Annotated in this window: 14 protein-coding genes; 9 read left to right on the top strand and 5 right to left on the bottom strand. The window is 70.9% G+C overall.

Translation table 11 applies throughout. The features are described from left to right. Nucleotides 1–123 precede the first annotated feature (123 nt). The 5 genes from AB0M11_RS36420 (at nt 124) to AB0M11_RS36400 (ending at nt 4,954) form a co-directional block, all read left to right on the top strand. Nucleotides 124–1,734, top strand: coding sequence for a cytochrome b N-terminal domain-containing protein (locus AB0M11_RS36420; RefSeq protein WP_365712465.1), 1,611 nt, complete (start codon nt 124–126; stop codon nt 1,732–1,734). A 72-nt stretch (nt 1,735–1,806) separates the two neighbouring features. Further along, nucleotides 1,807–2,436 carry an HAD family phosphatase gene (locus AB0M11_RS36415; RefSeq protein WP_365712464.1) on the top strand — a complete coding sequence of 210 codons (630 nt, stop codon included), beginning with the start codon at nt 1,807–1,809 and terminating at the stop codon, nt 2,434–2,436. A gap of 178 nt (nt 2,437–2,614) precedes the next feature. Then, nucleotides 2,615–3,025 carry a cupin domain-containing protein gene (locus tag AB0M11_RS36410; protein WP_365712463.1) on the top strand — a complete coding sequence of 137 codons (411 nt, stop codon included), beginning with the start codon at nt 2,615–2,617 and terminating at the stop codon, nt 3,023–3,025. Between the two features lie 70 nt (nt 3,026–3,095). Beyond that, on the top strand, nt 3,096–3,719 hold the full coding sequence (locus tag AB0M11_RS36405; protein WP_365712462.1) for a DUF5134 domain-containing protein: 624 nt from the start codon (nt 3,096–3,098) through the stop codon (nt 3,717–3,719). Nucleotides 3,720–3,748: 29 nt separating this feature from the next. Next, nucleotides 3,749–4,954, top strand: coding sequence for an acyl-CoA dehydrogenase family protein (locus AB0M11_RS36400; RefSeq protein WP_365712461.1), 1,206 nt, complete (start codon nt 3,749–3,751; stop codon nt 4,952–4,954). 48 nt (nt 4,955–5,002) lie between these two features. Here AB0M11_RS36400 and AB0M11_RS36395 read toward each other — a convergent pair whose 3' ends face one another. The 3 genes from AB0M11_RS36395 to AB0M11_RS36385 form a co-directional block, all read right to left on the bottom strand. Further along, on the bottom strand, nt 5,003–7,855 hold the full coding sequence (locus tag AB0M11_RS36395; protein ID WP_365712460.1) for an AAA family ATPase: 2,853 nt from the start codon (nt 7,853–7,855) through the stop codon (nt 5,003–5,005). 99 nt (nt 7,856–7,954) lie between these two features. Then, entirely contained in the window at nt 7,955–8,356 is a 402-nt protein-coding gene (locus AB0M11_RS36390; protein ID WP_365712459.1) for a cupin domain-containing protein, read from the bottom strand. Between the two features lie 233 nt (nt 8,357–8,589). Next, complete coding sequence (locus AB0M11_RS36385) at nt 8,590–9,063, bottom strand: carboxymuconolactone decarboxylase family protein (RefSeq protein ID WP_365712458.1); 474 nt, start codon at nt 9,061–9,063, stop codon at nt 8,590–8,592. Between the two features lie 170 nt (nt 9,064–9,233). On the opposite strand from AB0M11_RS36385, the gene AB0M11_RS36380 reads away from it, so the two are divergent. Beyond that, a complete protein-coding gene (locus tag AB0M11_RS36380) occupies nt 9,234–9,722 on the top strand; it encodes a MarR family transcriptional regulator (protein ID WP_365712457.1) in 489 nt (162 codons plus the stop codon). Between the two features lie 26 nt (nt 9,723–9,748). Here the strand turns inward: AB0M11_RS36380 and AB0M11_RS36375 are convergent, their stop codons facing one another. Then, a complete protein-coding gene (locus AB0M11_RS36375) occupies nt 9,749–10,006 on the bottom strand; it encodes a DUF5133 domain-containing protein (protein ID WP_365712456.1) in 258 nt (85 codons plus the stop codon). Between the two features lie 221 nt (nt 10,007–10,227). Here AB0M11_RS36375 and AB0M11_RS36370 point away from each other — a divergent pair, with 221 nt between their 5' ends. Beyond that, nucleotides 10,228–11,136: a sigma factor-like helix-turn-helix DNA-binding protein gene (locus AB0M11_RS36370; RefSeq protein ID WP_365712455.1), complete on the top strand. Its 909-nt coding sequence runs from the start codon at nt 10,228–10,230 to the stop codon at nt 11,134–11,136. 33 nt (nt 11,137–11,169) lie between these two features. On the opposite strand, the gene AB0M11_RS36365 is transcribed toward AB0M11_RS36370, so the two are convergent. Continuing rightward, entirely contained in the window at nt 11,170–11,835 is a 666-nt protein-coding gene (locus AB0M11_RS36365) for a nitroreductase (RefSeq protein WP_365712454.1), read from the bottom strand. Nucleotides 11,836–12,151: 316 nt separating this feature from the next. Here AB0M11_RS36365 and AB0M11_RS36360 point away from each other — a divergent pair, with 316 nt between their 5' ends. Both AB0M11_RS36360 and AB0M11_RS36355 read left to right on the top strand, forming a co-directional pair. Further along, nucleotides 12,152–12,634, top strand: a complete 483-nt coding sequence (locus tag AB0M11_RS36360; RefSeq protein ID WP_365712453.1) for an SsgA family sporulation/cell division regulator — start codon at nt 12,152–12,154, stop codon at nt 12,632–12,634. Between the two features lie 196 nt (nt 12,635–12,830). After that, nucleotides 12,831–15,548 (top strand): AAA family ATPase, encoded by a 2,718-nt coding sequence (locus AB0M11_RS36355; protein WP_365712452.1) that lies wholly within the window; start codon nt 12,831–12,833, stop codon nt 15,546–15,548. The last annotated feature ends 266 nt before the right edge of the window (nt 15,549–15,814 follow it).

Genomic DNA, 15,814 nt, shown 5'->3' with positions numbered 1-15,814 from the left:
TGACTCGGTTCCGCCCACGATCAGCGACCGACCTGCCGTGTCCGTTCCCTGTCCGGCTACAGGGCGGGCTCATGTCGTCAAGGGAGTCCCTTTGCGGGCCGGGTGAGGAATGGTTGCCGGGGCATGGATGATCAGAGCCAGAAGGAAGAAGCAGCCGAAGGAGGCGGTGGGGAGCGCATCGCCCGCTGGGCGGACGGACGCCTCGGCCCGTACGGCCTGCGGGCCGGAGCGCGCAGAGTCTTCCCAGACCACTGGTCCTTCCTGTTGGGAGAGATCTGCCTCTACAGCTTCCTCGTCATCGTCGTGACCGGGATCTACCTGAGCCTGTACTTCCATCCGTCGATGAAAGAGGTGCGGTACGACGGCAGTTACCTGCCGTTGCGGGGGCGGACGGTGTCCGAGGCGTTCGACTCCACCCTGCACGTCTCCTTCGACGTCCGTGGCGGCCTGTTGATCCGGCAGGCGCACCACTGGGCGGCGCTGGTGTTCATCGGGGCCGCGCTCGTCCACATGCTGCGCGTGTTCTTCACCGGCGCCTTCCGCAAACCCCGTGAGTTCCAGTGGCTGTTCGGCTTCCTGCTACTGGTCCTCGGGATGTTCGGCGGGTTGACGGGGTACGACCTGCCGGACGACCTGCTGTCCGGCACCGGGCTCGCCGTCGTGAACGGGACGATCCTCTCCGTGCCGGTCGTCGGAACCTACCTGTCGATGTTCCTCTTCGGAGGCGGGTTCCCGGGCAGCGAACTGGTGGCGCGCTTCAACGCGATCCATGTCCTGGTCATCCCGGCCGTCATGGTGGGCCTGCTGGTGGCCCACCTGATCCTGCTGCTCCACCACAGGCACACGCAGTATCCGGGCCCGGGGCGGAGCAACAGGAACCTGGTGGGTCCGCCGCCGAGGGTACGGGCGGTGAAGTCCGCGGGTGTCTTCTTCCTGGTCGCCGGTGTCGTCTTCGCGATCGCGGCACTCGTGCAGATCAATCCGATCTGGCTGTACGGCCCTTACCGCGCCGACCAGGTCTCGGCCGGATCGCAGCCCGACTGGTACATGGGCGTGGCGGACGGACTGCTGCGCGTGATGCCCGGCTGGGAGATCGCCCTCCGGGGGCACACCCTGGCCCTGGACAACCTGATACCGCTGGTGGTGGGCGTCGGTTTCTTCCTGGCCATGGGCGTGTATCCGTTCGTCGAGTCCTGGGTGACCGGGGACGATCGCGAGCAGCACCTGCTCGACAGACCGCGCAACCGTCCCGTGCGCACGGCTCTCGGCGTCGCCTGGGTCGGCTTCTACCTGGTGTCGCTCGTCGGCGCGGCGAACGACATCATCGCCACCCGGTTCCACCTCTCGGTCGAATCCGTGACATGGACGGTCCGCATCGGCCTGTTCGTCGTGCCGGTCGCGGCCTACACGGTGGCCAAGCGGTGGGCCCTCGGTCTGCAGCGCACAGATCGCGACAAGGTGCTGCACGGCCGCGAGACGGGCATCGTCAAGCGCCTTCCGCACGGCGAGTTCGTCGAGGTCCACGCACCTCTCGGCCGGGCGGAACTCCACCTCCTGACCCAGCACGAGCAGTACACGCCGATCACATCCAGTGCGAACGGCGGGGGTGCCGGCGCGCGTCTCGCCCGGCACCTGCGGGCCGGGATCAGCCGCGCCCTCTACGGCGAGGGCTCGCAGATACCCAAGCCGACCCCGAAGGAGTACCGGGAGATCACGGACGACCACCGTGGCTGACAGTGCCGCACGGCTGTCGGCGGACGGTGTGGCAGAGAGGTTCGGAAGACTGTGCCGAGAACATGTCTCATCGTGGACTTCGGCGGTGTGCTCACCACGTCACTCGATGACGCGGTACGTCGCTTCGAGGCCCGCGAGGGCCTTTCCGAAGGGGCGGTGGCGGACGGCTGGTACCGGAACCCGGCGATGGTCGCGCTCACCCACGACCTCGAACGCGGCCGGGCCACACAGTCCGCCTGGAACCGGCGCCTGGGGCGGACGCTGGGCATCGACGGCACCGGCCTGCTGGGCCGGATCTTCGCGGACTCCCGTCTCGACGAAGCCATGGCGTCGGTTCCGGCCCAGGCCCGCGCCCGCGGCCTGAAGACGGGTCTGCTGTCCAACAGCATGGGCCTGGCGCCGTGGAACATGTATCAGGGCTTCGACATCGACGCGTCCTTCGACGCGGCGCTCGTCTCCGGGCGGCACGGCGTGCGCAAACCGGAGCCGACCGCGTATCAACTCCTCCTGTCGATGCTCGAAGTGCCCGGCGGGGACTGCGTCTTCGTCGACGACAACGCGGAGAACCTGCCGCCCGCCGAGGCCCTGGGCATGGCCACCGTTCTGCATCGCGGCGCAGAGGACACCAGGAAACGCCTCGGGGAACTGCTGGGCGTCGCCCTCGCGCCGGAGAACGGTACGGCGCTCACGCCGACGGTGTGACATCGCGGCACGACCTCACATGTCACGGATCACCTCGGCATCCGGTCAACACGGCGAGACGTGCGCGGGACCAGGACGTGGAAACACACGGCCGACCGACAGCATGTCTGTCCGGAGATGTTCCGGTCGCCAGGTATGTCTGGCTCAGCACACAGCGGATCTACGGAGGTGCAACACGATGCCGGAGACGTCGGAAGGCTGGAAGACGGCGGTGACGATGCTCCAGGACGTGGCACCGCTCGCCATTCCCGAGGGTGCGTCGGCGATGACCATTCAGGTCGAGTGGGAGCCCGGTGACCAGGGAACCCCGCCGCACCGCCACTCGGACCCCTCCTTCGGGTACGTCGTGGAGGGAGCCGTCCGCTTCGAACTGGAGGGCGAACCCGAGCGCGTCGTCGAAGCCGGCGGGACGTTCTGGGAGCCGGGTGGTGATGTGATCCACCACCAGGACGGCAACGCGCTGACGGACGCGCGGAACAGGTTCGTCGTGACCATGATGTGCGCGCCGGGCAAGCCGATGCTCGACCTCGTCGACGAGCAGGAACTGGCCGAACGGGCCCACCTGCGTGCCCCGCGCCCCACCGGCTGACCAGCCGCCCGTCCACACGCTGCTGTTCCGACGCGGATGCTGACCGCTCCGGGGAAGGGTGCGCCTCGGCATGAGCGCCACTGAAGTCGTCCACTCCATGCTGACCGCCCTGTTCGCGGCGGCCGCCGTCCGGGCGCTCCGGCAGAGCGTCCGGACCCGGACCGGTGGTTGCCGCAGCCGCGTCGACCACCTGCTGCACGCCGCCATGGCGCTGGCCATGGCGGCGATGCCGTGGAGCTGGGGCGGCGCCCTGCCGGCGCTGCCGCAGTCGGTCTTCTTCGCTGCCGCCGCACTGTGGTTCCCGCTGACAGCCGTCAGGAGCGGCCCGGAGGGACGGCTGTCGGCGACCGTGCGGAGACTGCCCTACGCGGTGGGCATGGCGGCCATGACCTGGATGTCGTACCGCGCGACCGGTCACGCACAAGGGGCCATGGCCGACGGCGTCCCGCCGGCCCACCAGGCCATGCAGGGCGGCCACTCCCTGGCCGGATCGAAGGCCGACAGCGTCGTGACCGGCGGGCTGGCGCTGTACCTGCTCGCCTGTGCTCTGCACTCGCTGACCCGCGGCATACCCGCACTGCGCACCACCACCGGCACGGTGGCCGACTCGACCAGCCTCGGCAGCGTCTGCCACCGCTTCTGGGACGGAGCGACGGCCATGGGAACGCTGGTCATGCTGCTGATGCCCCATTGACGGAAACGAATTCCCTCCAGGAGAACGACATGACCACCACTCCCGCTGTGCTCACCGACGACCTGCGCGGCGCCGACTTCTACCACTACGAGGCGCTTCTTTCGCACGAGGAACGGGCGATACTCCTCAAGGCCCGCGCCTTCCTGCGTGACGCGGTGAAGCCGTTGATCAACGAGCACTGGAAGAAGGGCGAGTTCCCCGTGGAACTCGTCGAGAGGTTCCGCGGGAGCGGCCTGACCGCCCTGCCGTACGAGGGTTACGGTGCCCACCGGCCCGCCGCGAGCCATCTGCTCGGCGGCATGCTCGCGATGGAGATGAGTCGCGTCGACGCCTCGGTCGCCACCTTCTTCGGCGTCCACGACGGGCTCAGCTTCTACTCCGTCCTCACCGGCGGCGACCGGGAGCAGCGCGAGAGGTGGCTGCCCGCCATGGCCTCGATGGAGAAGATAGGCGCCTTCGCCCTGACCGAGCCGCTGGGCGGCTCCGACGTCTCGGGCGGCATGCGCACCACCGCCGAGCGCCGGGGCGACACCTGGGTGCTCAACGGCGCGAAGAGGTGGATCGGCAACGCCACCTTCGCGGACCACGTCGTGGTGTGGGCGCGGGACGTGGACGACAACCAGGTGAAGGGCTTCGTCGTCGAGAAGGGCACCCCCGGGTTCGTGCCGGTGAAGATCGAGGGCAAGATCGCGCTCCGGATCGTGCAGAACGCCGAGATCACCCTGACCGACGTACGGGTCCCGGAGGCCGACCGCCTCCAGAACATCTCCTCCTTCCGGGACGTCGCGGAGATCCTGCGCTTCACGCGCAGCGGTGTCGCCTGGCAGGCCCTGGGGGTCATGATCGGCGCCTACGAGCTCGCCCTCGCCTACGCCAGGGAACGCCGGCAGTTCGGGCGTCCGATCGCCGGATTCCAGATGGTGCAGGACCTTCTGGTGAAGTGCCTCGGCGACATCACCGCCTCCTGGGGCATGTTGGTGCAGCTCGCCCGGCTGCAGGATCAGGGCGTCTTCCGCGACGAGCACTCGGCGCTGGCGAAGGGGTTCACCACGTCCCGGATGCGGGAGGTCGTCGCGGCCGCCCGTGAGATCTTCGGCGGCGACGGCATCGTCCTCGACCACGACGTCGCACGGTTCTTCGCCGACGCCGAGGCCCTCTACTCCTACGAGGGCACCCGCCAGATGCAGACCCTCATCGTCGGCAAGTCCATAACCGGGCAGAGCGCCTTCGTGTGAGCCGTGGCTCCGGCCGCGCGGGCCGCGCGGTGAACGCCTGGGCGCCCCTCACCCGGTCCCGTCGGCGGCACCGCCCCGTTCGACGGCCAGCCGGGTCAGTTCGACGCGGGTGTTGATGCCGAGCTTGGTGAAGATGTGCCTCATGTGGGTGTTGACGGTGTGCACGGACACGTGGAGCCGGTCGGCGATCGCCCGGTTGGTGAGTCCGTCCACGACGAGCGGGACCAGATTCCGCTCGGATTCGGTCAGGCTCCCCCACCCCGGGGAGATGTCCTTGCCGAGCCGCGGGACACCGGCGGGCACCCCCAGTCGCCGCAGACGCCGCCTGAGCCGCTCGTGATCGCCCCCGGCTCCTGAGGCCGACGCCAGCCGGCCCGCCTCTTCCAGGCAGCGGATCGCCTCCGCGGTATCGGCCGAGGCGGCCATGAGCTCGCCGAGGTCCTCGCAGGCCGCGGCCAGAGCCAGTCGCCTGCCGGTGCTCCGGTAGCCGGCGACGGCGGACGCGAGTGCACGGGGATCGCCGCGGAGCAGACCGTCCACGTGGGCACGGACGGCCGCGCAGATCTCCTGGCCGTCGTCCCGGGCGGTCAGGGTGCTCAGCGCGCTCGACACGGCCTGCGCGACCGACGGTGCCCCGCCGCGCAGCGCGATACGCGCGATGGCGGCCCAGTGGGACGGCGGGAGGGTGAGCAGCCGCGTCGGCTCGGTGTCCTCGAAGGCGTCGGCGAACGCCGCTGCGGCTGCCTGGCCGCTGCCCTCAGCGTCCGCCAGGCAGGCGCGCGCGAGCGACACCCACAGGGCGTACCGCCGCGCGTTCCCGGCGGAGCCGGCTTCGGCCGCGCGGAGATGCTCCCCTGCCCTGGCGAGGTCGCCGCGCCTGATCTCCACCAGTGCCAGCACGGCACGGGCCTGCGGATCCGGCTGGGTGATCTCGAGGTCGCCTGCCACCGCCAGACCGGCCTCGGCCTCCACAGCCGCGTCGTCCAGCGCGCCCTGTTCGAGCAGGGCGCAGGCACGGCGGGCGTGCCAGTGCGGAAGTGACCAGCCGAGGCCCAGCGCCTCCGCTTCGTGCTGGCCCTCACGCAGCACCCGCTCGGCGTCGGCGAGCCGGTCGGTGCTGGTCAGTACCGTGGCCAGCCACAGCGCCGGAATGCGCGGGGGCCTCAGGTGGGGCACGGCGGGCTCGGCACGGGCGCGTGCGGTGGCGGCCTCGGCGAGCTCCAGCGCCCGGCCGAGGCGCCCGCGGTAGAAGGACGTCTGCGACTGGAACACCATGACGCTGACGACGACGGCCGGATCGTCGCTCCGGTAGGAGGCCCCGACCAGGCCGGTGTCCGTCCGCTCGGCAGCCGTGATGTTCCCGAGGTACACATGGCCCGTCGCCTGGGTCTTCAGCAGCAGGACCCGCAGTTCGTGCGGCAGCGCGGGGAGGTCCAGGGCCTGCTGGAGGTGGGTCATGGCGGCCGCGTCGTCGCCCGCGGCCTGGTGTATCTCGGCGGCCACCAGGCGCAGGTTCGCCTCCTGCGTCGGCTCCAGACCGTCCGACAGGGTCGTGTCGACCAGTTCGAGCGCCTCGTGGACCCGGCGGGTCCGGCCGAGGTACTCGGCGGCGTCGGTGAGCAGACCGACGCGGCGCCGGTCGCGCGGGGGCAGCAGACCGGCGATCCGCCGGGCCAGGTCCGCGGCGGCGTCGGGGGCCGTCGACGACAGTTCCCGTACGGCGGTGTGCAGCCTGGTCACGGCGTCGTCGTCCACCGGGCCGCCCGCCATGACGACATGCCAGGCCACCTCCGCCGACCGTGCCCCGTCGGCGCGCAGGCTCTCGGCGGCCTCCCGGTGCAGCGCGGCCCGCACGGCCGGCGGCAGGTTCTCGTGCACGGCCTGGCGCAGGAGGTCGTGGCGGAAGGCGAGTCGCGGGCCGTCCGCCGAGAGCAGGCCGCTGTTCAGTGCGGCTTCCACGCCGGAGAGCAGGCTGCCGACCTGCCTGCCGAGCATGCGGGCGGCCGTCCCGAAGTCGAATTCGCGGCCGAGGACGGAGCCGATCTGGACGAGGCGGACGGCGTCCTCGGGCAGCTGGTGCAGACGTGCGGCGACTCTCTGACCGAAGGCGGCGGGAATGTCGCGGTACAGGCGGTCCGCTGCGCCCGCCGCTGCTTCGGCGGCCTCCGGGCCGGGGAAGGAGCGCACCAGTTCGATCGCGAGGAACGGATTGCCGGCGACCCCTCGCAGCAGCCTGGCCAGATCGGTGGACGGTTCCGTCCCGAGCACGTCGGCAGCGATGTGTTCCAGTTCCCGCTGGGGCAGCGGGCCGAGCGTCAGCCACCGGGCGCCGAGGCGCTCCAGGTCCTCCCGCACCCTGGCCACGGTCGGGCGCTCGGTCTCCGACCGCACCGCCAGCACCCACAGGATCCGCGAGGCGGCCAGTCGTCCGGGCAGCGTGCGCAGCGCGAAGAGCGTGGCCGGATCGGACCATTGCGCGTCGTCCACGAGCACGAGCACCGGGGCGCGCTGGGCCCGGTCCTCCAGCGCGTCCGCGATGCTGTCCAGCAGCCGGAGCCGCTGGTCGTCCAGGCCCGCCGCAGCCCGGGGAGAACCGTCGTGGGCCTGCAGGGCCGACTGGAGGGCGGCTCCCGCCGCGTACTGATCGAACTCGTCTGCCCGTACGGAGACCACGTCGAACCCGCAGCGTCGGGCCCGCTCGTCCAGTTCCGCGAGGAGCCGGCTCTTGCCGACGCCGGGTGCTCCTTCCACGACGACGCAGGCGCCCCGTCCGCCGCGCACCGCCACCAGAGCCTCTCGGACGGCCGCGATCTCACGGTCCCGGCCACGGAGGCGCAGCCCGGTCCCGGCCTGGTCCCCACGCCCGGGGTCCAGGTGCCCCGTGGGGTCAGTGCTGCGCATGAGGCAAGCATGCCGCAGGCCCTGGGTGCCCTCAACGCCGGTCCCCTGCCACGCGGCGGCCGGCCGCGGCCCTCCTCGGGAGCCTCGGGAGCCGGCGGATCACTCCGCGGGGCGGGGGGCGCGCAGGTGGGCCCGCTTCTCCAGTTCCTCGTCGTCGACCAGCGTGAGCATCGGCTGGCCCGGTGCGCACATCATGAACACGATGTACTTGGCCGGCTCCTCCGAGGAGGCGTTGCCGTTCTGGTAGTGGATCACCTCACCGCCCGGCTCCCAGAACGTCTCACCGGCCTTGATCACACGTTCCGGCTCGCCTTCGAGCTCCCACCGGACCGCCCCCTCGATGACGTACCCGAAACACGGCCCCGAGTGGCGGTGCGGAGGAGTCCCCGGGTCCCCCGGAGCCCACTCGACGAGGACGGTCATCCCCGAAGCGCCCTCGGGAACGAAGGGCGGCTTGACGTCCGCCAGCATCTTCGGTCCGAATCCGTCCCCTGAGTGCATGTCGTGCATGGTGCTACCTCCAGATAACGGCCTGGAACGGATGAACCCGCGTCGGCGGTTCCAGGCTCACAACGAGTTGGTCTGCGGCGAAGACAGAGCGCGCGGATGCTCGCCCGTGGCAGGCGCCGGAACATCGTCCTGCGCCCCGGAGGCACCGGTGGCGGGACGGGGATCGTCCGTGCCCGGCTGTGTCCCGGCGTCCGGCGTCCGGCGTCCGGCCCCCGGCTTCCTGGTCAGCCGAACATGCCGATCTGGTAGCTGCCGGCGGGCTGCTGGGTGATGATGTTGATGCGGTTGTAGGCGTTGATGATGGCGATCAGGCTGGTCAGCGCGGCGAGTTGGTCCTCGTCGAAGTGCTTGGCTGCGTTCGCCCAGGCCTCGGCGGTGACCCCACCGGCCGCGTCCGCCACGCGGGTGCCCTGCTCGGCCAGTTCCAGCGCGGCGCGCTCGGCCTCGGTGAAGACCGTCGCCTCCCGCCAGGCGGCGACCAGGTTGAGCCGCGCGGAGGTCTCCCCCGCGTGGGTGGCCTCCTTGGTGTGCATGTCCGTGCAGAAGCCGCAGCCGTTGATCTGGCTGGCGCGGATCTCCACCAGGTACTGGACGGTGGCCGGCAGCGTTGAGTCGGACAGTGCCTTGCTGGCCGAGACGAGGTGCTTGAGCACCTTGCCCGCGAGGGGATTGCCGTAGTAGTTGAGGCGTGCGTCCATGGGTCCTCCTTGCAGAAGTGCTGGTACGCACTACTGACCGGACAGCCCGCCGCGGTGTGACATCGAAGCCTGGTGTCGCCTGGGTCGCAGTTGTCGTGCCGCGGACCCGCTCATCGTTCTGTGTCAAACGCTACGGTATCGGGTGAGCGGACAGCTGGTAGCGTGGAGCTGTGACAGCCGGTACTCCTCACCCCTCGTCGGCCTCCCGAGCGACCGATCGTCCCGGGGACGCCTCGCCTTTCGCGCTCGGACTGCTGTTGCGGCGGGCGCACTGGCGGGTGGCCGGGGTGATGACGGAGGCGTTGCGTCCGCTGGGGATCGAGTTGCGGCACTTCGCGGTGTTGCTGGTGCTGGTCGACCGGGGGCCGACCGTGCAGCGGGACCTGGGTCCGGCGACGGGGTCGGACAAGGCGGGTGTCATGAGGGTGGTGGACGACCTGGAGCGGATGGGGCTGGCCGTGCGCAAGCCGGTTCCGGGGGACCGGCGCGTTCGGTCGGTGGAGATCACGCCGCGGGGTGTCGAGTTGTTCGATGCGGCGCACGTGGCGGCGCAGCCGCGGGCCGAGGGCCTGGTGGCCGGTCTGGAGCCCGCCGAGCGCGCCCAGCTGACGGCACTGCTGACCCGGTTCGCCCACCCCGCGGACGACGGCACGGTGTGACCACGCCCGGTGATGACCACGTTGGGTCAGGGGGCCGTCGGCACACCGGCCACGGCGTCCGGCTCCGGTGCGCCGCCCTGCCCGGCCCGCGCCACGAGCAGCGTGTCCGCGGCCACTATCGCCTCGTCCACGGTCCGGGTACCCATCGTGATGCACAGCGTGTAGCTCACGTCCTCGAGTTCGCTCCTCCTGTCCCGCCCCTCGTTCTCGGCGAGCGCGATCCGCAGGCACGCGTACCGGGTCAGCAGTCCTCTGACGACCTTCGGATCCGGAACAACGAGCACAGTCAGGCCCTCCCTCTCGACGTTCGTGTCACATCGGCGTGAGGGAAGACCGGTTGCCCCCGGCCTGTGTGACGAGATGGTCTCGCGGCGGAGGATTTTCCGACTTGCGCGCCCGTGGGAGACGGCCGATGTCACACGGCGCGTGCATGCCCGGTCAGAGGATTGAGCCGAGGGACATGAGGGTCTGGTCGGGCTGTGCCTGGTGAGGGGGAGAGAGCCGTATGGACGACGCTGACGCTGACGCGTTGCCGGTCGGGGAACTGCTCGACGAGCGGCGGCACTTGCTGGAAGTCACCTACTGGATGCTGGGCGACTCCCGCGAGGCGGAGAACGTGGTCGGTGAGAGCTACCGCCGGTGGTACGGGCTCTCCGACGCGGAGCGGGGCCGGATCAGGACCCCCCGGCACTGGCTGACGAAGACGGCGGGCGGGATCTGCCTGGGCCTGCTCGCCCGTCCCCGTCGTGGCGTGGCCGGCGGGTCAGAAAGCGCGGCGGACCGGGACCGGCCCACGGAACCAGGAGGCGCCGTGGAGGCTCGGGAGGGCCTGGCGGAGGAGGTCAGCCGGGTTCTGCTGAACGCGTTGGACTCCCTGTCACCGGCCGAACGGGCGGCGTTCGTCCTCAACGACGTCTTCGGGATGTCCTCCGGCACGGTGGCCGACATCGTGGGACGCCCGGAGCCCGAGTGCGCCGAGCTCGCCGACCGTGCCCGCCGCAGCCTTCGGATGCAGCGCTCGCGCGCCACCCCTCCCGGTGAGGAGGATCTGCTCGCCCGCGCCGTCTGCCAGGCCTGTGCGGACGAGGATGCCGAACTGCTCGAGGCGCTGCTGTGTCCCGACGCCACGGCGTTCTTCGACGGCGGCGGCAAGGTCCGCGCGCTGAGCAGGCCGGTACACGGCAGCCGTCAGGTCGCCCGCAGCCTGCTGACACTCCTGGGCCGCCACCCGCGCACCACCCTGACCACCCACTCCGTCAACGGGCGTACCGGCCTCATCGCCCGTTACGACCGCCAGGTCGCCGCCGTCGTCAGCCTCGACATCGCCGAACACCGTGTCGCGCAGGTATGGGTCATCCTCAATCCCGACAAGCTGCTGTCCTGGAACCAGCCCCCCAGCCCCCACCGTCCCTGACTCCGGCGCGCGTCGATCGCCCGCGCCGACGGGTCAGCCGCCGACGAACGTGACGGTCTCCTCAAGGGGCGCCCGGCCGATCCGAGGTCGGCTCGCCCCGAGGTCCTCGTGCCCGATCGACATGCCGCAGAAGAGTAGGAGTGCATCCGGAGGTGACAGGACCTCCGCGACGGTCCTGTGATACTTCGCCCAGGCCATCTGCGGGCAGCTGTGCAGCCCTTCGGCGCGGAGCAGCAGCATCACGGACTGCAGATACATGCCCAGGTCCGACCACTGGGGTCGGCCCATGCGCCGGTCGACGTAGCAGAACAGGGCGGCGGGTGCCCCGAAGCAGTCCCAGTTCGCGGCGGCGGCCCGCTGCCGCGCCTCCAGGTCCGCACGCGGAATGCCGAGCGCGCCGTAGCGCTGCTCGCCGAACGCGGACCGGCGCTCCTGGTAAGGGCTGGGGAGGGCTGCGGGGTACTGCTCGTACTCCGGCTCGTCCCAGGGGTCGCTCGCGGCTATGCGTTCGCCGGCACGCTTCTTCAGCTCGGCCAGGGGGCGGCCTGCCAGTACGTAGACGTGCCACGGCTGGAGGTTCGAGCCGGACGGCGCCCAGGCCGCGGCGGACAGCACGCGCTCCAGCACCTCCCGGGGTACCTGCCGGCCGGTGAATCCCCGCACGGCGCGCCGGCTTGCGACAGCCTCGTAGACATCCATGATTGCCTGCACCCCTAACTGCTCGGCATCTCGAGGATCTTCTCACTCGTAATCGTATCGGTCAATACTATCTCGGGTGAGTGGGGCGGTGCGCGTGGAGAGCGCAGAGAGGAGACGGGTCTGGGCAGTGCGCCCGCCGCACATTCAATGCGGTTTCACTTGAGTCGGTCTCACATGGCGGCCGGGGTGCCCTCGCAGTCACTTGACTGATGCATTGCGTCCCGGCCCGTCCCAGGCTCGTGGTGACCCGGTCGACTTCACGGTTATGTGGACGCGATCGGCGGCCGTCGTGACGGGAGACGAGAGAGGACGCAGCATGAGCGGCAAGGCCTTCGACACCGATGACGAGCCAGGCTGTGCTCACAAGCCCGGCGGGCACCGGTCCGACGGCCGGGCGAGGTGGGACGTCGAGCCCGAGCCGGTGACATGTCGAACGGTCGTGGCCATCCTCGAAGAGGAGGCGCCGATGCCGGTCGTGACGGATTTCCGCTACAGCAGGGCGGAGCCGTACTCGGTGTTCATGGCGTTCAACGCGGGTAGTGACGTGGTGATCGAGTGGGAGTTCGGCCGCGAACTCCTGGCCTCCGGCCGGCAGCGGCTCGACGGTTTCGGCGACGTGCAGATCTGGCCCGACGAGATCCGAGGCCATGGGCTGGTGTACCTGTCGTTCCGGTCCGGTGGGGAGTCGTTCGTCGTGGCAGCGTCCGCAGTGGTGGTCGACGAATTCCTGAAGTGCACCTTCGACGTCGTGCCACTGGGGGAGGAGAGAGCCTTTCCGGACCTGGAGACGGCTGGTTGAGCCGCACCCGCGAGTGGCCCGCGCCTGACGAGTAGGATGGTGAGCGGAACAAAGTCCCTGGCGGAGAGAAGCTTCACGTGCTGTGCCCCCTGCTTGCCGTGCCGAAGAGCGGACGTCCGGCGCCTGAGCATGCCGCAGGGGCGCGTGCCGGGACGGAGATGTCGCGACCTCCACAGACGGTGGGACCCGCACGCGTGTGATCGGGCGGGACGAGGAGCTGCGCACCCTGCGAGGGGTGCTCGCGGACGCTGCGGCCGGGCACGGCGGTGCGGTGCTGGTCCACGGCGCCGCCGGTCTCGGCAAGTCGGCTCTGCTGCGCACGGTCGGGGCCGAGGCCGCCGACAGCGGCTTCAAGGTGCTGCGGACCTCCGGTGTGGAGCCCGAGCAGTGGCTGCCGTTCGCCGCACTGCAGATGCTGCTGCGGCCGGTCGCCCGTGGCATGAAGGACCTGTCGGATCCGCACCGGCTGGCGCTGAGCGCGGCGTTCGGTGCCCGGGACACCGAGCCGGAGATCTACCGGGTCGGACTGGCCGTGCTGGAACTGCTCGCCGACGAGGCCAGCCTTCAGCCGCTCCTGCTGCTGGTGGACGACCTGCAGTGGATCGACTCCTCCAGCCGGGACGTGCTCAAGTTCGTCGCCCGGCGCACCCATGACCTCGCCATACAGGTGATCGCCGGCGCCCGGGTCCAGTACCCCGAGTCGTACGGACACCGGGACCTTCCGCTGCCGCCGCTCAGCCGGCCTGCCGCTGCCGAGCTGCTCGACGCCGTCGCGCCCGACCTGCCGCCGCCGGTGCGGGCGCTCATCCTGGACCGTGCCGCGGGCAACCCGCTGGCCCTGGTGGAGCTGCCCAAGGCCGTGCAGGGCGTGACCGCGCAACTGGACGACCTCCCGCTGACCCAGCGGCTGGAGGACGCGTTCTCAGCCCGTACCGATTCCGTGAGCCGGGAGTGCCGCACGCTGCTCCTGGTCCTCGCCGCCGAGCCGGCCGCGCCCCTGAACCTCCTGCTGGAGCTGGCGAGCCGCCTCTGCGGCTCGGCGGTCTCCGTCGACGCGGTGCAGGAGGCGATCGACGCGGATCTGGTCACCCTGGCCGGTTTCACCGCCGAGTTCCGCCATCCGCTGATGCGCACGGCGATCTACACCCACGCGACGCTCGCCGATCGGCTGGCCACCCACCGCACCCTCGCGTCGGCGCTGGACCACACCCCCGAGCGCCAACTCGCCCACGAGGCAGCGGCCACGATCGGGCCGGATGAGGAACTGGCCGCCCGGCTCGAGTGTTTCGCCGATGCCGCGCAGGCCGGGGGGAAGGCGGCCGCTGCCGTCCCGGCGCTGCGTCAGGCGGCCGACCTCGTCCTCGATGCGCGGCGCCGGACCGGCATCCTGGTCCGGGCGGCCGAGTTGTCCAGCGAGATCAACCACCGCATCAGCGCCCAGGCACTGCTGGACCGCGTGGACATGGGCGTGCTGGACCCGGTCGACCGGGCTCGCCTGATGGTGGTGTCGGACAGTGCCGCTTTCGAACCGGGCGAGCCGGAGCGACGGATCCAGGACATGGTCACCGCGGCGGCCGGAGCCTTCGACGCGGGAGCCGGAGACGTCGCGGAGAACCTGTTGTGGCGGGCCAGCGCACGGTGCTTCTTCCAGGACGGCGACGCGCAGGTGCGCGCGCGGGCCGCAGCGGAACTTGATCGATGGAACCCCGATCCGAACGCCCCCCACGTGCTGGCCGTGCGGGCGTACACCGAGCCGTACCGGCACGGAGCCGACGTGATCGCGCGGCTCGACTCCGTCGGAGCGGACCATCAGGACGGCCGGATCCTGCACTTCCTCGGCAGCGGAGCGATGGTGACGGGCGACGTCGGCCGCGCCGTCCGGTACCTCGCGGCGGCGGCTGCGGCCTGGCGTGCGCAGGGCCGGCTCGGTCTGCTCGCCCGATCACTGGCCGCCAGCTGGCCGCAGGTCTACCTCGGTCAACTGGAGCGGGCTCGCGAGGAGTCCGCCGAAGGGCTGGCCCTGGCCGAGGAGACCGGGGAGTGGATCGTCTGGCTGGGACTGAAGGCCACGGCTGGCCTGGTGGCGGCGCTGCGCGGGGAGACCGAGCAGGCAGCGCGGACGACCGGCGAACTGCGCACGCACGGCCTGTTCCCGGGAATGCCGTTCGTCACCGTGATGGCACAGCAGACCGACGGCCTGCTCGCGCTCTTCGGCGGCCGTCCGGCCGAGGCGTACGACCTTCTGGCGCGCGCCTTCGATCCCGCGGATCTGCACTACCATTCGGTGAGCCGCTGGCTGCTCGCGCCGGACCTGGCGGATGCCGCGGTCGCCGCGGGCACCGTGCGGCAGGCCCGGGATCTGCTGGCCGACCTGCCGGAGCTGGCCGGACGGCTGCCCTCGGACATGATGGTGGTGGCGCACGCCTATACCGACGCGGTGCTGGCTCCGGACGACACCGCGGAGCAGCGGTACACCGCGGCCGTGGCCGCACTGCCGGCCGACTGGCCCCTGTCCCGCGCCCGGCTCCGGCTGCACCACGGCCGCTGGCTGCGCCGCCAACGCCGCAATGTCGACGCCCGGCACCCGCTTCGGCTCGCCCGCGCCGAGTTCGACCGGGTCGGCGCGCAGCCCTGGGCCGAGATGGCCCGCGAGCAGTTGCGGGCCACCGGCGAGTCGAGCGGCCGACGGCACGCGAGCAGCGGGGAGCAGCTGTCCGCGCAGGAAATGCAGATCGCCGTGCTGGCGTCCCAGGGGCTGAGCAACCGGGAGATCGGCCAGCGCCTGTTCATCTCGCACCGCACCGTCGGAGCACACCTGTACCGCATCTATCCACGCCTCGGCGTCACGGGCCGGGGCAAGCTCGCCGCCGCACTCGCCGCACTGCCGGCAGAACAGCCCATGTCCGACGACTGACGGTGTCGACACGAGCTCTGCGTAGGAGTCGGCAGAGGCCGCGCGGCCGGTTCCGCACCGGCGCTCAACGGGCCGCCCGACATTTCGCGGATGCTGGTTCTAGTATTGCGGAATCTCGACATTGACTACAGTCGGCACAAGTGCCTGATATTTCCACGCCCTGCGGGCCTTAGAGGTCATCTCATTTGGCGAGTCGGCGGTAGCAGATGAGGGTGCAGGCGATGCTGGTGAAGGCCAGGAAGTGGACGGCCTTGCGTTCGTGGCGG

Source organism: Streptomyces sp. NPDC051987, from assembly GCF_040680735.1.
In the GTDB taxonomy this organism is placed as follows: Bacteria; Actinomycetota; Actinomycetes; order Streptomycetales; family Streptomycetaceae; genus Streptomyces.
Note: the sequence above shows the minus strand (reverse complement) of the source record. Positions and strands in the feature narration are given on the sequence as shown.